The following is a 20611-nucleotide window of genomic DNA, read 5'->3' on the forward strand; positions in this document are numbered from 1 at the left end:
CTCGTGGTTTTATTCCTGCGCATTATTCAAACACATGCGCACTAGGAAATGCCGAGAAAGGAGCTCACACTTCGCCGCTCCCAGCGCTGCGATGTGGCTGCATTCAGGGCGGCTTCTACCCAGCGGCCCATGCCTGAGTACGCCTGATCCCGGATCTCGGTGGGGGATAAGAAAACGTCATGGAAGGCGCCTTGGATCCTGTGCAATGTGACGCTGGATCCCAAATCCAGGGCGCGTTTGGCCACCACATCCACATTCAAGACAACATCTGAGGACAACGCGCTGGAAGACCATTTGGGTTGCAAATAGCTCTTGTCTGAGAGCATGACCAGCACCGGGACCGTCAGGCCCAGCCCACGAGCTACCTGCGCCTGCCCTTGAAAGACAGCATTTAAGAACGATGCCGTCACAGGGAAGCCACGATCCGGGCGCCAGGCGGACTCGTACTCCCACTCACCGTCGTACTTCTTTGACACGGCCCGCGTATAGAAACCGGGGTCAATAGGCGGCAGCGGAACCATGGGCCGGAACCTGGTGCGCGCCTGGATGAGCGGTGCCACCATGGCGCGCCCCACCTCACTGGCCTGGAATTCCAGCCAAGGACTGTTAAGCACGAGGGCGGATGCCGCACCCGGGTGCCGCGCGGCCCACAAGCTCAGTGTGAGCCCGCCTGTTGAATGGCCCAGCAAAACCAGGGGGCGTTGGCCCGTGAATTCGGGGGCTTTTTCGACGCGTTCGCGCCCTGCAAGCGCGTCGAAGGCGGCGCTGAGACGGTGCCGGGTTTCCTCTAGGAAGTCCAGCTCGAAGGACTTCTCATCCGGGGCAGGCTCAGGGGAGGGGAAAGGAACCGCCGCTTCGGGGACCACGCTGCGTCCCATGGCCAACAGCGCGGCCGCAATGTCGGCGTCGTACTCGGTGAGGGAAGAGACCTGCCCCGGCGCCAGGCCCGGGCGCAGGCTGCGGCCGTAATGATGTAAGTCAAGGGCATAAAAATTGGCGCCGGCGCGGTGCCAGAACTCGGCCAGCTCGTGCTGAAAAAAGTAGTCCGACCAGCCGTGGACGTACAGGACATCGGCACCGGTCAGCGCGGACGGCTCCCACAGTGGTGCGGGGCCAACGTAGCGAACCAGTGTGGCGGGGGAACCTGCGGGAAGGTCCAGGGTGAGCTGTTCAAAGGTGGGGCCAAGGACGTCCTGCTGCCATGTGCTCATAGCTTGATGCTAGCCGTAGCGGCCGTGAAGAGGGGACGGGTGTGTGATGTTTATTGCGATGTTTTCCCGCGGTGAGTGTGCCTATGCTGGAGGTGCACGCGGGTGGCCCGGATGGAGCCGCCAGCACCTGAAATATTGTGGTTGGAAAGGGTGAAGACATGGGATCTTGGCAGGACACTTTTGCGGACTGGGCACAGGCGTGGGCTGCGAGCCAGGACCTGGCCGCCACAGTTGAGGGTTCCACAGTACTTTTCGGCAACCAGCACGTCATGGTGTGGCCCGGGCAGGATATTGAAGCTCAAATCACGGTGCTGACGCAGGGCTCGGAGCTGGTCTTGATCACCGAGGATGCCGCCGAAACCACTACCTATGCCCTGTCCAAAGGACTTGTGGCCACCTCGCGGGCGGTGCTGCTGCAGGCGCAGACGGACAACCTTGACTTGGCGCCGCACTTGCCTGCCGAAGCCAATCTTGCGGAGGCGCCCATGGAGAACTACGACCTTGTTGAGCTAGCGGTCTTTGACCACCCTGTGGGCCGTGGCCGGTTGAGCACGGCAGATGAACTTGCCGTGGTGGCTGAGCTCAGTGTTGATGCGGGCTATGAGGATCAGCTTCCCGTGTTTGAGAACGCCATTGTTGCGGGGCTGGGCGATGAAGCCTTCGCCCATGGGGCAGACACTCTGTATCTGGTGGCAGGTGAGGAACAAGCGCAACGATTTGCCGCCGTCGACGGGTGGAACCGTGTGGCGCAGATCCTGAGCTTCAGGAAGTAACGGCAGCCCGGGTGGGCAGGGGATTGCTGCCGTGGCAGAATAGGGGGTGGCCCGGGTGCAGACGGGCCCAGTGATAATACAGCCGGCCGCCCCTGACGGGTGTGGCATGAGCAAACCACTTAAACAAAAGAAATTTGAGACTCAACATGTCCCCGCTGCAAAGCAATGCTTCGGCAACCCCTGACTCGGCAACCCCGACCAAAAACTCCCCCAAAACCACGCCTACGTTCGCCGCCATCGGAAGCCCCTATTTTGGGATTCTCCTGGCGTGCATGGCCGTCATTGTGATCCTTTCCAATATTGGCGCCTCCAAGGGCGTGCAATTTGGCCCCATCATCACCGACGGCGGCTTCTTCCTGTTCCCCTTCGCCTACATTTTGGGTGATGTGATCAGCGAAATTTACGGTTTCAAGGTCAACCGCAAGGCCATCCTGACCACGTTTGCACTCTCCATTTTCGCGTCCCTTTCCTACTGGGTCATGATTGCGCTGCCCGGGTTCACTGACGACTTTGGACTGGCTAAGCAGCAGGCCCTGCAGGACGCGCTGGGGCCGGTGCCGCAAATTGTGCTGGCCAGCCTGCTCGCATTTTTGGCCGGGCAGAGTGTCAATTCCGCGATCATGGTCCGGCTCAAGGCCCACCACGGTGAACGCAAGCTGTGGGTGCGGCTCATGGGCTCCAGCGGTGCCGGGGAATTCCTGGACACCCTGATTTTCTGTGCCATTGCCGCCCCTGTGATTGGCGTTGTGGGTTTTGGCATGTTCGTCAACTACGTGCTGGTGGGCTTTGTGTACAAAGTGGGTGTGCAGTACGCGCTGATCCCCGTCACCGCGGTGGTGATCCGCTGGTTCAAACGCAACGAGCCCTCCTATGTGGAGGCCGCGCCGGCAACATAGTTACTGCCCGCAGCTTCGGCTGGAGCCCAGTGTGGATTCGGACGGCGCTTGCGGAAAAAGACGGCCGTCTACCACTGTCTTTTTCCGCGAACACCAGCCGAACCCGTTTTGAACATACGACGGCGGCACCTGGGTGAGTTTTTTGACTCTCCCGGGTGCCGCCGTCGTACTTTTTTGCGCCGCTATGCCTGCCGTTTGGGGTAATAGCGGCGCAGGGTTTCGGCCTTGAACGCGAAGAAGGTGCCATCCTCGATGGCGAGGCGGGCATCGTCCACCATTTTCACCACGAAGCGCTCGTTGTGGATGGAGACGAGCGTGGAGGAGACCATTTCCTTGGCCTTGAACAGGTGGTGGATGTAGGCGCGCGTGTAGTTTTCGCAGGTGTAGCAATCGCACTCATCGGAGAGAGGCGTGAAATCGCGTTTGTACTTGGCTCCGGAGAGGTTGAAGCGCCCGTCCGGGGTGTAGAACGCGGAGGTGCGGGCCACACGGGTGGGCGAGACGCAGTCAAAGGTGTCAGCCCCGTTCTCGATGGCGGTGAAAATGTCATCGGGTTCCGAGATCCCCAGCAGGTGGCGCGGCTTGTCCTCCGGCAGCTCCTCGGAGCACCAGCGCACAATGGTGCCCAGATTTTCCTTCTCCAACGCACCGCCAATTCCGAAACCGTCAAAGTTCATTTCTCCCAGATCGTGGGAGGCCTTGCGGCGCAGGTCCTCATACTGGGCGCCCTGGATTACGCCAAACAGGGCCTGGTACGGCTTGCCCGTGCGCTCCTCCGTGAGGCGGAAGTGCTCCTCGATACAGCGCAGCGCCCACAACCGGGTGCGTTCAAGGGACATCTCCTGGTAGCCGCGGGAGTTCAGTAAGGTGGTCAGCTCATCGAAGGCAAACATGATGTCTGCCCCGATCTGGTGCTGGACCTGCATGGAAACTTCGGGGGTGAAACGGTGCATGTCCCCGTTGAGGTGGGACTTGAACCAGACACCGTCATCGTCAATGTGCGCCAGACGTTCCTTGCCCACGGCCACGGAGTCGTCGGCGCCGGCGTGCGGGGAGGCCGCCACGGCATCCATGTTGATGACCTTCTTGAACCCAGAGCCTAGGGACATGACCTGGAATCCGCCGCTGTCGGTGAACGTGGGCCCAGACCAGTTCATGAATTTACCGAGGCCGCCGGCGGCATCTAGGATGTCCGCGCCGGGCTGCAGGTACAGGTGGTAGGCGTTGGAGAGCAACGCCTGCGCACCCAATTCCGCCATGGTTTCCGGCAGTACCGCCTTCACGGTGGCCTTGGTGCCCACAGCGATGAACGCCGGGGTCTTGATGGCGCCGTGCGGGGTGGTGATGACGCCGGTACGGCCCTGGAACGGCCCGCCGTTTTTCTCAATCGCCGCTGCGTTGGGTGCGCACGTCTCGTTCAGCCGGGTGGTGACGGTAAAACCGAATTCGCTTTGCGAGGCAGGTGCGCCGGGCGCCGGTGGTTCACAGGGCGCTTCGGAGGGTGCGTGTGCGGGCGCAAGCAGGTCAGTGAGTGTTTCAGGGGAAGGCATTTCTCCATTTTGCCAGTCTTTGCCGGCCAGCGGTCACGAAGGTGTCCAACGCAACCGCCCCACCCCTTTGAACGCTCACGCAGTTGCCGCAGAGAGTCGAGGAGGTGACGGGTGTTATTCGTCAGGGAAGTGGGTTTCCATGAAGGCGTCCCACTGGGTGCCGATAGCGTCGAAAGCTGCGGCGCCCAGGCCATAGGTGGAGGCGATGATCTGGGCGCCGGGGTGTTCGCGCAGACCTTCCAAGGGTTTCTGCTGGGCAAGAATAAGCAGCCCGTCTCCATGCTGTGCATAATTGGCCACCGTCAACCCCACTTGGGATTCACTGCGATACCAAACTTTGCCGGATAGTGAAGCCCCCGTGTTCAACGTCAACTCGTAGGGTTCCCCCGGATCGGGTAGCCACCCGGTATCGATGCCCAGGGCGTCCCACAAGTTGGTGTGCGCCGAACTGGTCCCATCAACATAGATGGTGCGCCTTGCAGTTTTTGGGTGACGTTCAAGAGCAAACTTCAATTGCTGGATAAACATGGTCCAACCAGAAGTAATATCCTCGTTGTACTTGGCCCATTCACCTGTGGCCACACCACGAGTCAGCGTCAATAAGGTGCCGTCTGGCCGCGGCTGCAAGGTGAAAAAATCGCCCATTTCCAAGTTCAAGCGCAGATGGTCAGCGCTTTCGCTCACATTGGCGTGATAGACCTGTTGGATTTCCGCATCCAGGCCGTCCATGTCCCAACCGTGCCATTGGGCAAGTTTGGCTGGTTCACGGAGCATGAGCCAAACCTGCTCGGCATCGGCGTTGATCAGGACGGAAAGCTGAGTGGTCACCATGGAAGGTAATCTACGCTCGATAGTTCAAACGGGCCAGAGCTGCCGGCGGCGGGTTGCCGAGCCTCGGCTTAGCGGCCCAAGCCGGCGTAGGAGATTGCTTGGCGCACCAACGCCCCGCGGCCGCCCACGAATTCAGCCTGGACACCGGGGCTGAGAACCTCCTCCGGTGTCATCCACGTCAGCTCGAGGGCGTCCTGGCGCGGCTCACAGTCGCCCGTCACCGGGATGACATAAACCATGGCAACCGCGTGCTGGCGCTCGTCCGTGAATCCCGTTTGGGAGGGAGAGGGCAGGTACTCGGCCACCGTGAACGGGACGGGACTGACAGGTAGCTGTGGCATTGCGAGTGGGCCCAGATCCTTCTCAATATGGCGGATGAGGGCGGCCCGGATGGTTTCGCGGTACAGCACCCTTCCCGAGACCAGGGTTCGCACCATGGAACCTTGCTCATCAGCTTGCAGCAGCAGCCCCACCTCGTTGACGTATCCCAGCGGGTCCAGCCTCACTGGAACCGCTTCGACATAGACCATGGGAAGCCGGTTGCGAGCCTCATAGAGGTCCTCGTTGGATAACCAGCCGGGATAAGGATCAGGGGTACGCACGCTCATATCTAAGTTCTACCTTATCCACGTCCTGCGCGCTTCTTTTCCGCACTGAAATCTAGGAAGAGTTCGCTGCCGGCACCAAAAGTGAGTATCCCGGAGCCGTGCTTTAGCTCAAGCTCGACGCCGGACACCTCACCCTGCGCCGTGGCCACAAAACCGCCGTTTTTGGCCCGGTACAGGGCACCGCCATCCGGGAGATCCCGGACAAACTTGGCGCCAATGTTGGCCAGAACCTTGTTGGCGGCAGCAGTGTCCGGGGTGCGCCAGATGGCGGTGACAGCCAGGGCCGTGTCCGGGTGGGGCAGGCGGAGGTCTTCGGATTCGGCCAGTGAAAAACTGAAACCGTCGGGCGCGGTGACCTTAGCCCCGGGGCCGTTGTCTGTGTCAGCAAGCTCCGCGTGCGAGCCATCGGCCAGAGTGCGCCGAACAAAAATAGTGGCGTCGCGCAGCTCAAAGGCAAGCTCCGTGCGGCTGGCCTGCGGAGACTCGCGAATCACCCGGATCTTGCCGTTGCCGGAATCAAAGTCGGCGCTGTCCCTGCCGATCTCCAGAGTGTCCAGGCCCAGCTCACGCAGTTGTGTGACGGTGGCATCGAAGTGGGGGGTCAAAATAAGGGGGCGCACGCGCAGCATGGTTTCTCCTGGTGGCGGGTGGATGGTTCCAATAATAGTGTTGAGTCATGGCCGAACTTCCTGAATTGCTGCTCCCCGACGCCATCTCATGGCGGGCCTGGTTGAGCGAGAACCACACCAACTCTCCCGGGGTTCGGCTGGTGCTGCATAAGAAGGGCGGCGCCGTCACTGAGCTCGATTATGCGGGTGCCCTTGATGAGGCGCTGTGTTTTGGCTGGATTGACGGGGTGGTGGGCAAACGTGACGAGCACTCCTTTGTTCGCCGTTTTACCCCGCGCACCAAGGCCAGTAAATGGTCCAAGATCAACGTGGGCCACTTTGAACGGCTCTGTGAGCAGGGGCGTATGTGCTCTGCAGGAGTTGCCGCCGCCAATGCTGCCAAGGCGGACGGCCGCTGGGAGGCTGCATACTCCGGGCAGGCCAGTGCCGAGGTTCCGCACGATTTTGCCGCCGCGATCGCAGCCAACCCGGCGGCCCAGGCCATGTTCGAGGTCCTGAGCGCTACCAACCGCTATGCCTTTCTCTACCGGCTGGCCAATGTGAAAACGCAAGCCGCCCGAGAGGCAAACATGCTTCGTTTTGTGGGGATGCTGGCAGCGGGGCAGACGCCGTACCCGCAAAAGCGCCGGCCGCTCTAGGCGTACGTGAAAGGTCAGTGGCGCCCCGACGTTTAGAGTGCGGCTGCGGCTGAAAAGATACTCCAGCGCTGGATGGCGGCTGAGAGTTGATCCGGCTCGTGATTCAGGAGTTGTTCCGCGGTCTGAACAATGAGGTTCGACGCCGTTTCCCGGGTTTGGGCACAAAGCCTTCCGTCCCGCGCGGCCACGGCCAGATAACGGCACAGGATGCCGGTGAACAGGCTTCCATCGCCGCCTGGTTCGAGGCGCAGCCCGTGCCCGGGGGTGCTGAGCTGGGCTTTGATGGCGGTGACGAGGCCGGCTGCTTGATCGAGCTGGCCCGGCCCTCCGAGCCTCAGAAGGGCGGCAAGGATAGGGCCCTGGTTGTACGTGTAGATGTTTCTTTCCACGCTGCGCCCGGTAGCGGTGGGGTGGACGCCGTCCATGTACAGTCCCGAGTCCAGGTCAAAGAGTTCGGTGCGCAGCCAAGCGGTCACCGCTGCGGCAGTGCGGAGCTCGCCAATCCGGGCAAAATGTAGAGCCGCCGGGCCGTTGACGGGAGTGTTTTTGTAGTCGCGTTTCCGCGACCAGTACAAGCCTCCGCCCAGCACCTGATCATGGGCGGCGTGCAACTGCCGGGTCAGCACCCGCGTGGCAAACCGAGCCAGCGCCACGGGTTTAGCGTTCAGCCGCAGGGATAATTCGTTGAGCCGGGAGGCTGCCAAGGCCAGCCACGCCATGTCGTCATAGAAATGGTTGGGGAAGCGGCCGAAGTTTCGGATGAGGATGCCGCGCAAGAGGGCCTGACCTTGCCGCAGCCAGCGCCGGGCTGCTGGGCGTGCGCCGTTGGACAGGGCCAGGAACCCGGCGTCCAGGATGGCGTCAAGGTAGTGGGCCTGCCACCAGTAATGCCATTCGGACCACGGCACCGTCGATGGTGGGCGGGCGTTGGGCCCTGCTGCAAGGGAACCGATCCAGGTCCCCGGCAGGCGCATCAGCGGATGGCCAAAACGGGCGTTGACGTTTTGTGCGGCAGTGGCGGCCAGCGCAGCCCAATCCCGGGAGGGGTGTGGTGACTTCGCCGTGTTCGGGAAAGGGCCTGTCATGGACCCAAGCGTACTGTCCTAGCCGTGGTGTGAAAGGCACGCCCCAGCATCCAGAAATTTTGGTTAGTATGCATTAACGCAAAGTCGTTGTGGCCTGGTGACGGGTGGCAGCACCTCAATGAGGAGGAATTATGGAAATCTCTGACAATGGCACGGTTGCGCTCATCACCGGTGGTGCCTCCGGGCTGGGTGCAGCAACGGCGAGGCGGCTGCACGCGGCCGGTGCCGCCGTCGTACTGGTTGATTTGCCAGGTTCGCACGGTGCCGAGCTTGCCGCGGAACTCGGGGAGCGGGCTGTCTTTGCCCCAGCTGATGTGTGCGATGAGGCCCAGGTGCGTGCCGCGGTCCAGGCTGCCGCCGAGCTGGGGACGCTGCGAATCGCTGTCAATTGTGCAGGCGTTGCCACTCCCGGGAAGGTGCTGGGGCGTGAGGGTGTGCTGCCGTTGGAGGCATTCAGCCGCGTGGTCCAGATCAATTTGGTGGGTACTTTCAATGTGGTCCGGCTGTGTGCCGAGGCCATGGCCGCTGCCGAGCCGCTCGCGGGGGAATTCGGTCCCGAGCGCGGGGTTATTGTGAACACAGCCTCCGTGGCTGCCTTTGACGGGCAGATCGGCCAGCCCGCTTATGCGGCCTCGAAGGGTGCCGTGGCGGCCATGACCTTGCCACTAGCCCGTGAACTGGCGCGTTCGCTGATCCGGGTAGTCACCATTGCGCCGGGCATCTTTGAAACGCCCATGCTGGCAGGTTTGCCGCAAGCGGCGCAAGATTCCCTGGGGGCGCAGGTTCCGCACCCCTCACGGCTGGGCAAGCCCGCTGAATATGCGGCGCTTGTGGAACACATTCTCGCGAATGCCATGATTAACGGCGAAACCATCAGACTCGACGGCGCCATCCGGATGGCACCCAAATGAGTTTGCCTGAGAGGGAGTTGCCGTCCGCGGACTTCTACGACTTCGAGGCGCTGCTCAGTGCACAGGAACAGGCCAAGCTGGCACAGTTGCGGGCCTTTCTGGCGCAGGAGGTGGCCCCGCACGCCGTCGGCTGGTGGAATGATGCGCAGTTCCCGGCCCACATCCTGCCCAAGATTGCTGCCCTGGATCTGGCCGCCCCGGACCGCCGCCGGTATAGCCACTTGTTCACGGGGCTGGTAGTGGCTGAAATGACGCGGGTAGATACGTCCCTAGCCACGTTTTTTCTGGTCCACCACGACCTTTTTGTGCAGGCTCTCATTGACTTTGGCTCGCAGGAGCAGCAGGAGCGGATGCTCGCCGATGCGGTGGCGCTGCGCAGCACGGGCGCCTTTGCCCTGACCGAACCTGATCACGGCAGCGATGTTGCCGGCGGGATGGTCACCACGGCCCGTCGTGTGATGGGCGACGACGGCGGAACCCACTGGGTGATCAACGGTGCCAAACGCTGGATTGGCAACGGGACGTTTTGCGAGCGGATGTTGCTGTGGGCGCGGGATGCCGAGACAGGGGAGGTACGGGGTTTCTTCCTGGATGCCACTCTTTCCGGGGTGCAGCGGAGCAAGATTGAAAACAAAATTGCGCTGCGGACAGTCCAAAACGCGCACATCACACTCATAGACGTGCAAGTCCCGGAGCGGGACCGGATTGCCCAGGTCAATTCCTTCGCGGACATCAACAAGTTGCTGCTCAGCTCGCGGATCTCCGTGGCATGGCAGGCAGTGGGGCAACAGCTCGCGGCCTTTGATATTGCCCGGGCCTATGCTCTTGAGCGCCAGCAATTTGGCCGTCCCCTTGCCGCGTTCCAGCTGATTCAATCGCAGTTGGTGACCATGCTGGGCAATGCCACCTCTTCGTTGGCCATGATGGTACGCATTGCGGGGTTGCAAGACGCGTCAGAGAGCGCCGGCTCTGGTGACTCCGGGGGTCCAACCATGGCCCAGGTGGCCCTGGCCAAGGCTCACACCACGTCTGCGATGCACGAAACCGTATCGCTGGGGCGGTCCATTCTGGGCGGCAACGGAATTGTCAGTGACTATTCAATGGCGAAGGTCTTTGCCGATGCCGAAGCCATTTATACCTATGAGGGATCCCACGAAATCAACACACTCATTGCCGGACGGGCCATTACGGGGATTTCGGCGATCGTTTAGGGCGGTGCCCTTGTTTAGCGCCCTTGTGTGGCGCAGTGCCCTCGTTTAGCGCAGGATTTCTATTTCCTCGGGTCGCGCTCGCCGGCTTCTATGGCCACGGCCAGCGTGTTGTTTGCAACGGGTTGCGGGCAGGTACCGAAGTCACTGAAGGCGCTGGGGTAGTTGATGGCGCGGTTGAAATCCAGCACAACGGAGCCGTCCGGGCGCGGCCTGGACAGTTCAATCTTGCGCCACGGCGCGGTGGAGATGTTGTTGCTGGCGTCATGGAATGTGATCACAAGAGAACCCAAGGCGCCTGCTTCAGCGTCCAACCGGTACTGCGTGCCCGCCAGTTCAAAGGACACTTCACCAACAAATTCGGCGGAGCCGGGCACCTCCGGGTTTGCCGTGGCGATGGCCTCCGCGCGCGGTGCAGCAAAGCGGGTAAACGCCCCCGTCACCACGAGATTCGGGTTGTAGTCAAAAACGGGCACCCCAGCAAAATGGGTGAAGGTGGGTGAGAGCGCGTCACGGGTACGGATCATGTAGCGGTTGGCCCGCATGCCCAGCTCAACCACCACCGAACCATAGGAAACCCAGAGCAGTGACTCTTCATCCACGAGCAAAGCGGTGACGGTGCCATTCACCGGTTCGCCGCTTTTCACCAGCGTCAGGTGATCCTCTGCAGCGGCGGTCAGTGACGCCGCAGTGCCGTCAGAACTCCACAGTCCGGGTATGCCGGGCAAAACGGACGCGGTGGTGGGGAGCCAGTGGAAGGAGGTCAGGGTCAGCCAGCCGTGGGCGTCGGCCAACGAGGTGTCCCGCCCGGAACGGAAGCGCTCCCAACGCTGGGTGAGACGGCTGAGCTCGGCGGTGGGGGTACTCATGATGCTCCTTTGAATGCGCTAAAAACCTCTACCCGTTGCAACGGCGGGGTGCATGCGCGTATTCCGGGCGCGGCGGGCACCCAGTGGTCCGGGCACCAGAGCCGCTGGCACCTAACGCCGTGGGTGCCCGGCGGTAGTGGAAGAATAGGTTCATGGCTTCAAACGCAGAATTCAATAAGGACATGGCACGGTTTCCGCTCGGCACCTGGGCCGTAGTGGATTCCGAGCGCACGGAACTTGTCTTCACCCGGCATTACGCAGCATCCCCGGACGCGGTGTGGGCCATGCTGACTGATCCCGAAAAAACCCAAATGTGGTGGGCCAAGGTGCGTGGTCACGCTAAGACGGGATCCTCCTTTGACCTGAAATGGCTCAACGTCAAAGATGTTGGACAAGGCATTGAAACTGACTGGTGGAACGGGCGCGTGGTGGAAGCCGAGGCGCCAGCGCTCCTTGAAATCTCCAACTCGATGCACGGCCGGATTCGTATTGAACTGGTCCCCGTGCCCGGCGGTACGGTGTTGACGTTCCGTAATGTTGTTGCGCTGCCGGAAGAGGTTGTGTTGATGTCGATGGCCGGTTGGCACGTGCATCTGGACCACCTCAATGAGGCCCTTGAGGGCAAAAGCGTTGACTGGCAGCACTGGTGGGACGACTTTTACCCTTGCTGGGAAAGCGCCCACGCCAGCTACGCCGCACGGTAGCCGAACGGTAGCCAGCCACGCCGGCTAGCCGGTGGCCAGCCGTAAAAATTCAGCCACAATTTGAGACTGATTGGCACCCGTCACACAAGGCCCAGTAGGATCCAAAAGGCCCTGCCTTGGGCCGCCACCGTATTCAGCGCCGCATACGAGCACCCCAGATTCATAGACCGTAAGGACGCTGACTCATGAGCTCAGACATGCACGCTAGCCCTCAGGGCACCTCCCAGAACCCGGAGCAGGACACTGATCTGCGCCGAGATGTACGCCGTGTCAGCACGCTCCTGGGTGAATCCCTGGTCCGTCAGCACGGGCCCGAGCTGCTCGCCATGGTGGAGCAAGTCCGTCTGCTCACCAAGGAGTCCAAGGAAGCCGCCCGCGGCGATTCCGGCACAGGGCCTTGGAGCGCGAATGACGTCGCAGAGCAGGTCCGCGAGGTCCTCGCCTCCCTGCCACTGGGGCAGGCAACCGATTTGGTTCGCGCCTTTGCGTTCTATTTTCACCTGGCCAATGCCGCCGAGCAAGTACACCGCGTGCGCAGCCTGCGAACACGTGCTGAAAAGGATGGCTGGCTGGCCAAGGCTGTCACCGAGATCGCTGAACAAGCCGGTACGGATGCTTTGCAGAAGGTGGTCAATGAACTCGATGTGAGGCCAATCTTCACCGCCCACCCCACTGAGGCGTCACGGCGTTCGGTGCTGGATAAGATCCGCAAACTCTCCGATATCCTGGCCACTCCCTCCGAGGAAGGCACGTCCGCGCGTACCCGCCAGGACCGCAAACTTGCCGAAATCATTGATCAGATGTGGCAGACCGATGAGCTGCGCAAGGTTCGCCCCACCCCCATGGATGAGGCACGCAACGCTATTTACTACCTGCGCAACATCCTCACCGACGCCATGCCGGAGGTGCTGACCGAGCTCAGCGACCTCCTCGGCGAGCACGGTGTTTCTTTACCTGCCGATGCGGCTCCGCTACGCTTTGGCTCCTGGATTGGTGGGGACCGCGATGGCAACCCCAACGTCACCTCGGAGGTCACCCGTGAGGTGCTGATCCTGCAGAACCAGAACGCCGTGAAGATTGCCACGGCGCTCATTGATGAACTGCTCAGCGTCCTCTCCAACTCCAGTGCCCTGTGCGGTGCGGATAAGGCGTTGACGGATTCCATCGCAGCCGATCTGGCGAACCTGCCCGGGTTCGATGCCCGCGTGCTGGAATTGAACGCGGATGAGCCGTACCGTCTGAAGCTGACGTGCATCAAGGCCAAGCTGTTCAACACCCAAAAGCGCGTGGCAGCGGACGCGTATCACGAGCCCGGCCGGGACTACAGCGCCACCTCCGAGCTCATCGCCGATCTTGAACTGCTGGAGACCTCACTGCGCAACAATTCGGCAGCGCTGGTTGCCGACGGCGCCCTCGCCTCGGTGCGCCGGGCCATCTCCTCTTTCGGCCTGCACCTGGCCACCTTGGACATCCGCGAGCACGCGGATTACCACCATGACGCCGTCGGCCAGCTCATTGACCGGGTTGGTGAGCTGGGCAAACCCTACGCAGAACTCGAGCGTGCCGAGCGGATGTCCGTGCTGAGCGCCGAATTGGCCAGCCACCGCCCGCTGTCCGGTCACCCCATTAAGCTCGACGGCGCAGCGAACGGCACGTACGACGTTTTCCGTGTGGTGCGGCGTGCCTTGCGCACCTACGGCCCGGATGTTGTGGAAACGTACATCATCTCCATGACTCGCGGCGCCGATGACGTTTTGGCAGCTGCCGTGCTGGCCCGCGAGGCCGGTCTGGTCCAGCTCACGGGTGAGAACCGCTACGCGAAGATCGGCTTTGCCCCGCTGCTGGAAACCGTGGACGAGCTGCGCGCCTCGGCGGAGATTGTGGACCAGTTGCTCTCGGATCCTGCCTACCGTGAATTGGTGCGGCTGCGCGGAGACGTGCAGGAAATCATGCTCGGATACTCGGACTCCAACAAGGAATCCGGTGTGCTCACCTCGCAGTGGGAAATCCACAAGACCCAGCGCAAGCTCCGCGATGTTGCCCTCAAGCATGGTGTCAACGTGCGCATGTTCCACGGCCGTGGCGGCTCCGTGGGCCGTGGCGGTGGCCCCACGTATGATGCCATCATGGCCCAGCCCAACGGTGTCTTGGAAGGCGCCATCAAGTTCACCGAACAGGGCGAGGTCATCTCGGATAAGTACTCCCTGCCGGAACTGGCCCGTGAAAACTTGGAGCTCTCGCTCGCCGCTGTCATGCAAGGATCTGCTCTGCATCAGGCCCCGCGCCACTCCGAGGACGATCTGGGCCGCTTTGGGGCGATCATGGAAATCATCTCTGATGCGGCCTTTGGCAGCTACCGGACACTGATCGAGCACCAGGATCTGCCGGCCTACTTCCTGGCCTCCACCCCCGTGGAACAGCTGGGCTCGTTGAACATTGGTTCACGCCCGTCCAAGCGCCCCGACTCGGGTTCTGGCCTGGGTGGGCTGCGCGCCATCCCGTGGGTGTTCGGCTGGACCCAGTCACGCCAGATCGTGCCCGGTTGGTTCGGTGTGGGCTCCGGCCTTCGCGCGGCACGTGAGGCCGGCCGCGGAGCCGAGCTCAAGGAAATGCTGGATCACTGGCACTTCTTCTCCTCCACCATTTCCAACGTGGAGATGACGTTGGCCAAGACGGATATGGATATTGCCGCGCACTATGTTCGCACCCTGGTCCCTGCCGAGTTGCAGCACCTGTTCGCCACAATTCGCGCCGAGTTTGACCTGACGGTTGCCGAAATTCAGCTGCTGACAGGAGAAAGCGAGCTGCTGGATAACCAGCCGCTGCTCAAGCGCTCCCTGGAAGTCCGGGATCAGTACTTGGACCCGATCTCCTACCTTCAGGTGGAGTTGCTGCGCCGCGTCCGGGAAGCGGACATCACGGCGAGCGAGGTGGATGAGCGCCTGCAACGAGCCATGCTGATCACCATCAATGGTGTTGCCGCCGGCTTGCGCAACACCGGATAAGCACCGGCTTCGGCTTCTCGTGCTGAAAATTGCGCCCGCCTCCCAAATATGCGCCCGCTTTACCTGGCGCATATTTGGGAGGCGGGCGCAATTTTGTGTGTGGCCCACCGCCGATAGGCTGGAGTAATGCCTTCCTTCCGCGCCACCCTTCAGATCAACGGGCTGCGTCCTGGCCACGCCCCCGAGGAAGTCATGGACATGGCCGTTGCCGCTGTCGGTGCCGCCCATGTAGTGGAGGCAAATCAGCTAGATATTGTGGCCGGAACCCCGCGCATCACCGTGCGTTTCATGGTGGAGGCCAGCGAGCACGACGCCGAGAACCAGTTTGCGCGCAATGCTGCGGTATCCATGGCGCACGGTGTGAATACCGTGGCCAGCTCGGGTGCGCTGCGCACCTACCGCCGCCAAACCGGGAAGTGGCTCGCAATCTGAGCAGCCCCATTTGACCGGTCATTGGAGCCGCCCCATACTTGTGATTAAGATCACATAAAATTCACCGTGAGGATGTAAGCGTTCGCTACGCCTTACTTGTAGGCGCCACGATGGCACCGAGCTTGAAAAATATGCTTGCAAAAATATCGACACGATGAATTTCGGGAGTGATTATTTTGACTACTGCGCCTCAAAGCAAGAACCAGCCTGCAGCCAACGCCGCTGCAAAGCCCGTAGCGTCAAGTACTTTTGATGCGGCACGGCAGACAGCAACAAGCCGCGGAACCACTACAGTGGCGGACGGTGTGGTGGCCAAGGTGGCAGGCATTGCAGCCCAGGATATCCCCGGTGTGTACGCACTCGGCGGCGGTGCGGCCCGCGCTTTGGGTAGTATTCGCGAAGCCGTCGGTCAGAAGGACCTCACTCAGGGTGTCAGCGTTGAAGTGGGTCAGACCCAGGTGGCAGTGGACGTCACGTTGGTGGTGGAGTACCCGCACCCTCTCCAGCAAGTGGCCGACGATGTCCGCAACGCCATTTACGCGGCCGTTGAAGATGTTGTTGGCATGGAGGTAACGGAGGTCAATGTCTCCATCACCGATATCCACATTGCCACCGAGGATGACGATGAGCGGCCCAGCAGGCGGGCTGACAATGACGAGCAGCGCGTTCGCACCGAGCAGAGCGGCCAGCGCGAAGCCCGCGTCTCATGAGTGCCACCGCTATCGGGGCAGTAGTCGGGGCTGTGCTGGCACTTACCGCCGTGGCCTTCGGATTCTGGGCCATGCTTCTGGTAGCCCTGTGCATGGCGGTTGGAGCGGTCATCGGGCTAAGCGTGGAGGGCCGGCTGGATTTCAGGGGAGTCATTGACGCCCTCAGAGGCAAGCGCACTTCCTCATGAATACCGGTCTCATGGATACCGGCCCGCTGGGGATTGAACAGCAGCCAAGTTTTCGAAGCCGGCCACCGATGTGCGCCGGGTACACCAACATTTCGTCCGGCACCTTGGATCAGCTGATAGCAGCCATTGCCGCCGATGCTTTCAAGGTGCCCTTGCAAGAGGTACGGGCCTCGCTCCATGATGAGCAAGGACAAGTAGGAGTTCGCCTGGTTGTGCCCCTCAGGGTCCGGGCGGCTAAGGAAAACTCTACTGCTGTTTTTTCCACGCTCGACGGCGGCACCGTCTTTGAGTGGGCGGCCGCGGCAAGGAAGGCGGTTGCTGCGCGTTTTGCGCTGTTAGCTGGATCAACAGTTGCGCGCGTAGATGTTCGCTTCACGGGAATTCATGAGGCCACGAGCAGGACCGCGGGGAGGGTCCAATGAGAGCCACAACAGCAAAGGGCCCCCAGCAGAGCAACTTGCCGAACAACCAGCAGCACAACCGGGCCATCAATCGCATGAATGTCCGTGAAACCCGCTCGAGCAGGGCTGCTCTATCCGTCACAGTGGCTGCCGTGTTGCTCGTGGTAACCCTGTGGCTGGGCGTGGAACTGGTGCTTGCGGCAACTGGCCAGTCACCCTTGCTGATAGCCCCAGCGAAACTGGCCCAGGGATCACTTTCACTGACAGCCGATGCTGCCCCTGGGGCGTTGATCGGAGCAGCGGCACTCCTGGCTCTTCTAGGGTTAACACTGTTGCTCGCGGCGATCCTTCCAGGGAACAAGTTGCGGCATATTGTGCAGAATCAGCGTTCCGCCGTGGTGGTTGACAGTGAAGTGCTGGCGGCCGCGGTCTCCAGAGCCGCACGGACAGCTGCGCGCCTGGCTCCTGAACAAGTCACCAGCCGCATTGGAAAAAAGCGCGTTCTGGTAGTCCTTCACCCCGGCTCAGGCAAAGCTGTGGACTTAGCACTTGTTCGCGAAGCCGTGGAAGGTGAAGTGGCCAGTTACAGTCTGCGTAAGACCCTGGCCTTGCATGTCACCACGGGAACGCAAACGGTGGCGTCATGAATAGCGCCCAGCGCAGGCTGAACCGCACAGTGCTGGCGCTGCTCGCCGTGGTAGTCCTCGGGCTAGCTGTCACAGCGGCGCTGGCCGGTACTGCCCAAACCGGCACCGCCCAAGTCAGCGCCACCCAGCTCTGGGCTCGCATTCAAGAAAACCTGGCGGCCGCCCCGATCCCCGGGACCAACACCAGCTGGTGGAGCGTGGCGGTGCTGGCTCTGCTCGTGCTGCTGGCAGTGTTACTCGTGTGGTGGATTATTGCCCAAGGGAGGGGCCGTAGCTCTTACGTGGCCCGCCAAGCCAGCGGCGCCGGAGACACCACTGTGGACACGGCGGTTGCCGGGCAGCTCATCAAGGATGCTTTAGCGAATAACACTGCGACGCTCTCCTGTTCCGTGACATCGTGGCGGGCACGGGGTGTGGTTGGCGGGGTGGCGCTCAAGATTAGTGTCCAGGCGCGAAGAGGTGCCTCACCCGCTGACTTAACGGCCGAAGTTGAACACCTGGTCCGTGGTCTAGATGCGCTTCTTGGCTCACAAATCCCTGTGCTGGTGCATATCCGCGCTGGTACACGCACAAAGTTTGGACGTGCCGGAAGGGTGCTGTGAGGTGGCAGGACGGGTATCGCCTACCATCAAGACGTGGCTGCTCTTTATGGGTGCCGTCACCACACCAAATATCCCTGATCCAGCCGCGAACCTCGAAAGGCCCTAGCAGGTGGAACAACAGCAGGATCTCCCGCACAAGCTCGCGGATGCCTCCGATGCCCTCTTGGCGGAGCGGGCCGGCGACGGTGATGTTGCCTCGTTTGACATGCTCGCACGCCGTTACGGTCCGCTCATGCGCGCCTATGCCCGGCGCTTGGTGCGCTCGTATGACGAGGCCGACGACGTTGTGCAGGATGCGCTGTTCACGGCCTGGAGGGACATTGCCGCTTTGCAGGACGGAAGCGCTGTGAAGTCCTGGCTCATGCGCATAGTCTCCCGCCGCGCAGTGGACACCGGCCGCCGTCGTAAGACGCACAGCAACTTAGAGGACCAGTCTGAAACCGCTGACCGGGAGCCAACGCCGGAGCAACTAGCTGTGGCCGGGTCCGCGCGGCGGGCATTGGAAAAAGCACTGACGCGGCTGCCTGAAGAGCAACGAAGATGCTGGGTACTGAAGGAATACGGAGGGCTTTCCTACACGGAGATCGCCGAGGAGCTGGGCATCAGCATTACCAGTGTGCGGGGCCGGCTAGCTAGGTCCCGGATAACGCTAGTTCAGGAAATGGAGGAATGGCGATGAACCCCACGAACGGTTGCAGCCTGCACATCGCGGACCTCAGTGACTACCTAGACACTGGCACCTCACCTGACGCGGCTCACATAGAGAACTGTCCGCAGTGCCACGCGCGTCTCGCCGGGCTGCGCAGCCTCAGCGCCGCAGCTCATGAACTCATGGACGACGACGTTGCTTCCGCCACATCCGATGCCAGCTGGCTGGACGGCATCTTGGCCAGTCTGCGCCTGGAAACCAGGGCTGGACGCCCCATCCCGTTACAAGGTGGTCCCGATGATGAACTCACGGAAACGGAAGGTGCTGTCATTGCGCTGGTCCGTTCAGTGGGGGATTCTTTGGGAGGAGTACTCATAGGCCGCTGCCGTTTGGAGGGGGAGGTCAGTGTCCCCGGGGCGCCCGTGGAGGTGCGGATCCATGTTTCCGCCCGCTATGGCTACCCGCTGCCAACACTGGCACAACAATTGCGGGAAGCAGTGTGGGCGCAATTGTTGGTGCACACGGAGCTGAACGTGATGGCTGTGCACGTGGCATTTACAGATTTGCGCCCGCCGTTGGATGAGGCTTTTGCCCAGGAGAGCGAAGACTTCGGAGAGAGCGAACGCTCCGGAGGCCCGGCCGGCTTGGGGGAGGATTCGGAATGAGCATGGAAGAGGAAATTCGCCAGTTGGTGCTGTCCATGGACGGGGTTGCCACCGTCTACGCGGCCGATCCGCTGTGGCTGACAACCGTGAAACGCCTGGGCTTACTGTTGGAGCAAGGCACTGCGGAGCTGGCTCACTTTGTGGTGTGCTCGGGCGGTATTGAAGAATTCCCCCTGGTTGACACAACTGCCACCGGGGACGGAGCTGGCGCCCTGACCATCAGAACACGGATTGGTACCGACGGTTCGCTGCCAGCACCTGCCACGGCGCGTGCGGTGGCGGATGCGATTCGTGTCTTTGCCACGGAAAATTATCCGTTCCTGAGCGTCAAGGCGATCGTAGAAGTTTCCACGATCGGCGTTTGAGCAGTTTCATTGGGCGCGGGCGTCCGGACCTGCCAGCGTGCTCTCCGTATGCGCAGCGGTGGCTGCCAACTAGGCGCCACAGTGACAGCTGCGTCTAGTTGTGGTCTGGGAACTGTGCCAGTTCCAGCTTCGAGAAGTACTTCACCGCTTCACGGGTCAGCGGGTCCTGGAATGAAATGCTGTGGGCCAGCAATTGCAACGGCTTGCTGTAGTCATCGGGGGCTTGTTCGTGAAGGACCGGATAAAACGGATCATTGAGAATTCCCAGGCCCTGCGAGGCAAGATGCACCCGCAATTGGTGGGTTTTACCCGTGTGTGGCGCCAGATCGTAGAGTCCTAGGGTCTGCCCGGACGCATCGACCCGGGTGTCCATGAGCTCAATCCGGGTCTCCGCATTCGGCTCGCCTTCGACCTCCTGGGCCAGCAAATACGTGCGCGATTTGATCATGCGGCTGCGTACTACCAGAGGAAACTTCAGGTCATCACGGACCGGTGCCACGGCCCTATAGGTCTTTTCGATGCGCCGTTTTTCAAAGAGTGTCTGATATTTGCCGCGAGTTTCCGGGTTCGCTGAGAACAGCAACACCCCGGCTGTCATGCGGTCCAAACGGTGAATAGGCACCAGCTCCGGTAGGTCCAGCAGCACGCGCAGCCGTACCAGGGCTGATTCCTGCACGTACATGCCGCCAGGCGTAGTGGGTAGGAAGTGCGGCTTGTCCACAACCACCAGATGCTCGTCCTGGTGGAGTATGGATAGTTCCACGGGCAGCCGCTTCTCCACGGGCAGCTCGCGGTAGTACCAAATGAACATGTGCTCGTTCAGCGCCGTGGTGGGTGTGACGATCTCCCCGTCGAGGGCCTTCACCTCGCCACGTTCAAAACGCTCCACAATTCCCGCCGGGTCCACATGACTAAACCTATCCAGCACATACTCCATGGCCGTTGCCCAGGGGCCTTCAACGGGGATGCGCATGCGGGTGGCATTGACGCCATTGCGCACGGGAAGGGGAGATTTCATCACCTTTCAAGGGTAC

24 protein-coding genes are annotated in these 20611 nt (G+C 61.5%); 16 read left to right on the forward strand and 8 right to left on the reverse strand.

The genetic code is table 11. From position 1 onward, the window contains the following. Window positions 1-41 precede the first annotated feature (41 nt). On the reverse strand, window positions 42-1211 hold the full coding sequence (locus tag RY113_RS07120) for an alpha/beta hydrolase (RefSeq protein ID WP_110105067.1): 1170 nt from the start codon (window positions 1209-1211) through the stop codon (window positions 42-44). A 158-nt stretch (window positions 1212-1369) separates the two neighbouring features. On the opposite strand from RY113_RS07120, the gene RY113_RS07125 reads away from it, so the two are divergent. Both RY113_RS07125 and RY113_RS07130 read left to right on the forward strand, forming a co-directional pair. Beyond that, window positions 1370-1984, forward strand: a complete 615-nt coding sequence (locus RY113_RS07125) for a hypothetical protein (RefSeq protein WP_315914025.1) — start codon at window positions 1370-1372, stop codon at window positions 1982-1984. Between the two features lie 146 nt (window positions 1985-2130). Next, window positions 2131-2880 carry a queuosine precursor transporter gene (locus RY113_RS07130; protein WP_315914026.1) on the forward strand — a complete coding sequence of 250 codons (750 nt, stop codon included), beginning with the start codon at window positions 2131-2133 and terminating at the stop codon, window positions 2878-2880. 182 nt (window positions 2881-3062) lie between these two features. Here the strand turns inward: RY113_RS07130 and tgt are convergent, their stop codons facing one another. The 4 genes from tgt to RY113_RS07150 all read right to left on the reverse strand — a co-directional run bounded on the left by tgt (window position 3063) and on the right by RY113_RS07150 (window position 6498). Continuing rightward, window positions 3063-4430 (reverse strand): tRNA guanosine(34) transglycosylase Tgt, encoded by a 1368-nt coding sequence (gene tgt / locus RY113_RS07135; RefSeq protein WP_315914027.1) that lies wholly within the window; start codon window positions 4428-4430, stop codon window positions 3063-3065. Between the two features lie 114 nt (window positions 4431-4544). Then, a complete protein-coding gene (locus RY113_RS07140; RefSeq protein WP_218867975.1) occupies window positions 4545-5261 on the reverse strand; it encodes an SRPBCC domain-containing protein in 717 nt (238 codons plus the stop codon). Window positions 5262-5329: 68 nt separating this feature from the next. Further along, window positions 5330-5869 (reverse strand): NUDIX hydrolase family protein, encoded by a 540-nt coding sequence (locus tag RY113_RS07145; RefSeq protein WP_110105063.1) that lies wholly within the window; start codon window positions 5867-5869, stop codon window positions 5330-5332. A gap of 14 nt (window positions 5870-5883) precedes the next feature. After that, window positions 5884-6498, reverse strand: coding sequence for a hypothetical protein (locus RY113_RS07150; protein WP_110105062.1), 615 nt, complete (start codon window positions 6496-6498; stop codon window positions 5884-5886). 47 nt (window positions 6499-6545) lie between these two features. Here RY113_RS07150 and RY113_RS07155 point away from each other — a divergent pair, with 47 nt between their 5' ends. Next, window positions 6546-7136 (forward strand): YdeI family protein, encoded by a 591-nt coding sequence (locus tag RY113_RS07155; protein WP_110105061.1) that lies wholly within the window; start codon window positions 6546-6548, stop codon window positions 7134-7136. Between the two features lie 32 nt (window positions 7137-7168). Here RY113_RS07155 and RY113_RS07160 read toward each other — a convergent pair whose 3' ends face one another. Then, the gene (locus tag RY113_RS07160; protein ID WP_315914028.1) at window positions 7169-8221 is read right to left on the reverse strand and encodes a glycoside hydrolase family 76 protein; all 1053 of its coding nucleotides are present in this window, start codon (window positions 8219-8221) and stop codon (window positions 7169-7171) included. Window positions 8222-8352: 131 nt separating this feature from the next. On the opposite strand from RY113_RS07160, the gene RY113_RS07165 reads away from it, so the two are divergent. Together RY113_RS07165 and RY113_RS07170 are read left to right on the forward strand one after the other, a co-directional pair. After that, the gene (locus tag RY113_RS07165) at window positions 8353-9132 is read left to right on the forward strand and encodes an SDR family NAD(P)-dependent oxidoreductase (RefSeq protein WP_315914029.1); all 780 of its coding nucleotides are present in this window, start codon (window positions 8353-8355) and stop codon (window positions 9130-9132) included. After that, window positions 9129-10343, forward strand: a complete 1215-nt coding sequence (locus RY113_RS07170) for an acyl-CoA dehydrogenase family protein (protein WP_315914030.1) — start codon at window positions 9129-9131, stop codon at window positions 10341-10343. The genes RY113_RS07165 and RY113_RS07170 overlap by 4 nt, the downstream gene beginning before the upstream one ends. A gap of 59 nt (window positions 10344-10402) precedes the next feature. Here the strand turns inward: RY113_RS07170 and RY113_RS07175 are convergent, their stop codons facing one another. Next, window positions 10403-11209, reverse strand: a complete 807-nt coding sequence (locus RY113_RS07175) for a DUF1684 domain-containing protein (RefSeq protein ID WP_315914031.1) — start codon at window positions 11207-11209, stop codon at window positions 10403-10405. Between the two features lie 152 nt (window positions 11210-11361). On the opposite strand from RY113_RS07175, the gene RY113_RS07180 reads away from it, so the two are divergent. From RY113_RS07180 to RY113_RS07230, 11 genes are all read left to right on the forward strand, one after another. Continuing rightward, window positions 11362-11913: an SRPBCC domain-containing protein gene (locus RY113_RS07180; protein WP_315914032.1), complete on the forward strand. Its 552-nt coding sequence runs from the start codon at window positions 11362-11364 to the stop codon at window positions 11911-11913. A 185-nt stretch (window positions 11914-12098) separates the two neighbouring features. Further along, window positions 12099-14918 (forward strand): phosphoenolpyruvate carboxylase, encoded by a 2820-nt coding sequence (gene ppc / locus RY113_RS07185; RefSeq protein WP_315914033.1) that lies wholly within the window; start codon window positions 12099-12101, stop codon window positions 14916-14918. Between the two features lie 126 nt (window positions 14919-15044). Then, window positions 15045-15350 carry a hypothetical protein gene (locus tag RY113_RS07190; protein ID WP_315914034.1) on the forward strand — a complete coding sequence of 102 codons (306 nt, stop codon included), beginning with the start codon at window positions 15045-15047 and terminating at the stop codon, window positions 15348-15350. Window positions 15351-15526: 176 nt separating this feature from the next. Next, window positions 15527-16060, forward strand: a complete 534-nt coding sequence (locus tag RY113_RS07195) for an Asp23/Gls24 family envelope stress response protein (RefSeq protein ID WP_218867976.1) — start codon at window positions 15527-15529, stop codon at window positions 16058-16060. After that, complete coding sequence (locus RY113_RS07200) at window positions 16057-16248, forward strand: DUF2273 domain-containing protein (protein WP_315914035.1); 192 nt, start codon at window positions 16057-16059, stop codon at window positions 16246-16248. The genes RY113_RS07195 and RY113_RS07200 overlap by 4 nt, the downstream gene beginning before the upstream one ends. Beyond that, entirely contained in the window at window positions 16245-16670 is a 426-nt protein-coding gene (locus tag RY113_RS07205) for a hypothetical protein (protein WP_315914036.1), read from the forward strand. Before RY113_RS07200 ends, RY113_RS07205 begins: the two co-directional genes overlap by 4 nt. Then, window positions 16667-17296, forward strand: coding sequence for a hypothetical protein (locus tag RY113_RS07210; RefSeq protein WP_315914037.1), 630 nt, complete (start codon window positions 16667-16669; stop codon window positions 17294-17296). Before RY113_RS07205 ends, RY113_RS07210 begins: the two co-directional genes overlap by 4 nt. After that, window positions 17293-17898 (forward strand): hypothetical protein, encoded by a 606-nt coding sequence (locus RY113_RS07215; RefSeq protein ID WP_315914038.1) that lies wholly within the window; start codon window positions 17293-17295, stop codon window positions 17896-17898. The genes RY113_RS07210 and RY113_RS07215 overlap by 4 nt, the downstream gene beginning before the upstream one ends. A gap of 109 nt (window positions 17899-18007) precedes the next feature. Beyond that, window positions 18008-18577, forward strand: a complete 570-nt coding sequence (locus RY113_RS07220; protein WP_245932056.1) for an RNA polymerase sigma factor — start codon at window positions 18008-18010, stop codon at window positions 18575-18577. Then, window positions 18574-19212, forward strand: coding sequence for an Asp23/Gls24 family envelope stress response protein (locus RY113_RS07225; RefSeq protein WP_315914039.1), 639 nt, complete (start codon window positions 18574-18576; stop codon window positions 19210-19212). Before RY113_RS07220 ends, RY113_RS07225 begins: the two co-directional genes overlap by 4 nt. Next, window positions 19209-19577, forward strand: a complete 369-nt coding sequence (locus tag RY113_RS07230; RefSeq protein ID WP_315914040.1) for a hypothetical protein — start codon at window positions 19209-19211, stop codon at window positions 19575-19577. Before RY113_RS07225 ends, RY113_RS07230 begins: the two co-directional genes overlap by 4 nt. Window positions 19578-19671: 94 nt before the next feature. Here the strand turns inward: RY113_RS07230 and RY113_RS07235 are convergent, their stop codons facing one another. Continuing rightward, window positions 19672-20595, reverse strand: a complete 924-nt coding sequence (locus RY113_RS07235; protein ID WP_110105048.1) for a pseudouridine synthase — start codon at window positions 20593-20595, stop codon at window positions 19672-19674. Window positions 20596-20611 lie beyond the last annotated feature (16 nt).

Source organism: Arthrobacter sp. lap29 (assembly GCF_032458965.1).
Taxonomy (GTDB): domain Bacteria; phylum Actinomycetota; class Actinomycetes; order Actinomycetales; family Micrococcaceae; genus Specibacter; species Specibacter psychrochitiniphilus.

Excerpts from the sequence above, each read along its gene's own strand:
- RY113_RS07210 (WP_315914037.1), top strand. The coding sequence starts at position 16,667 with ATGAGAGCCACAACAGCAAAGGGCCCCCAGCAGAGCAACTTGCCGAAC.
- RY113_RS07155 (WP_110105061.1), top strand. The coding sequence starts at position 6,546 with ATGGCCGAACTTCCTGAATTGCTGCTCCCCGACGCCATCTCATGGCGG.
- RY113_RS07140 (WP_218867975.1), bottom strand. The coding sequence starts at position 5,261 with ATGGTGACCACTCAGCTTTCCGTCCTGATCAACGCCGATGCCGAGCAG.
- RY113_RS07165 (WP_315914029.1), top strand. The coding sequence starts at position 8,353 with ATGGAAATCTCTGACAATGGCACGGTTGCGCTCATCACCGGTGGTGCC.
- RY113_RS07125 (WP_315914025.1), top strand. The coding sequence starts at position 1,370 with ATGGGATCTTGGCAGGACACTTTTGCGGACTGGGCACAGGCGTGGGCT.
- RY113_RS07180 (WP_315914032.1), top strand. The coding sequence starts at position 11,362 with ATGGCTTCAAACGCAGAATTCAATAAGGACATGGCACGGTTTCCGCTC.
- RY113_RS07235 (WP_110105048.1), bottom strand. The coding sequence starts at position 20,595 with ATGAAATCTCCCCTTCCCGTGCGCAATGGCGTCAATGCCACCCGCATG.
- RY113_RS07230 (WP_315914040.1), top strand. The coding sequence starts at position 19,209 with ATGAGCATGGAAGAGGAAATTCGCCAGTTGGTGCTGTCCATGGACGGG.
- RY113_RS07200 (WP_315914035.1), top strand. The coding sequence starts at position 16,057 with ATGAGTGCCACCGCTATCGGGGCAGTAGTCGGGGCTGTGCTGGCACTT.
- RY113_RS07170 (WP_315914030.1), top strand. The coding sequence starts at position 9,129 with ATGAGTTTGCCTGAGAGGGAGTTGCCGTCCGCGGACTTCTACGACTTC.
- RY113_RS07120 (WP_110105067.1), bottom strand. The coding sequence starts at position 1,211 with ATGAGCACATGGCAGCAGGACGTCCTTGGCCCCACCTTTGAACAGCTC.
- tgt (WP_315914027.1), bottom strand. The coding sequence starts at position 4,430 with ATGCCTTCCCCTGAAACACTCACTGACCTGCTTGCGCCCGCACACGCA.
- RY113_RS07145 (WP_110105063.1), bottom strand. The coding sequence starts at position 5,869 with ATGAGCGTGCGTACCCCTGATCCTTATCCCGGCTGGTTATCCAACGAG.
- RY113_RS07190 (WP_315914034.1), top strand. The coding sequence starts at position 15,045 with ATGCCTTCCTTCCGCGCCACCCTTCAGATCAACGGGCTGCGTCCTGGC.
- RY113_RS07175 (WP_315914031.1), bottom strand. The coding sequence starts at position 11,209 with ATGAGTACCCCCACCGCCGAGCTCAGCCGTCTCACCCAGCGTTGGGAG.
- RY113_RS07215 (WP_315914038.1), top strand. The coding sequence starts at position 17,293 with ATGAATAGCGCCCAGCGCAGGCTGAACCGCACAGTGCTGGCGCTGCTC.
- RY113_RS07225 (WP_315914039.1), top strand. The coding sequence starts at position 18,574 with ATGAACCCCACGAACGGTTGCAGCCTGCACATCGCGGACCTCAGTGAC.
- RY113_RS07160 (WP_315914028.1), bottom strand. The coding sequence starts at position 8,221 with ATGACAGGCCCTTTCCCGAACACGGCGAAGTCACCACACCCCTCCCGG.
- ppc (WP_315914033.1), top strand. The coding sequence starts at position 12,099 with ATGAGCTCAGACATGCACGCTAGCCCTCAGGGCACCTCCCAGAACCCG.
- RY113_RS07205 (WP_315914036.1), top strand. The coding sequence starts at position 16,245 with ATGAATACCGGTCTCATGGATACCGGCCCGCTGGGGATTGAACAGCAG.
- RY113_RS07150 (WP_110105062.1), bottom strand. The coding sequence starts at position 6,498 with ATGCTGCGCGTGCGCCCCCTTATTTTGACCCCCCACTTCGATGCCACC.
- RY113_RS07130 (WP_315914026.1), top strand. The coding sequence starts at position 2,131 with ATGTCCCCGCTGCAAAGCAATGCTTCGGCAACCCCTGACTCGGCAACC.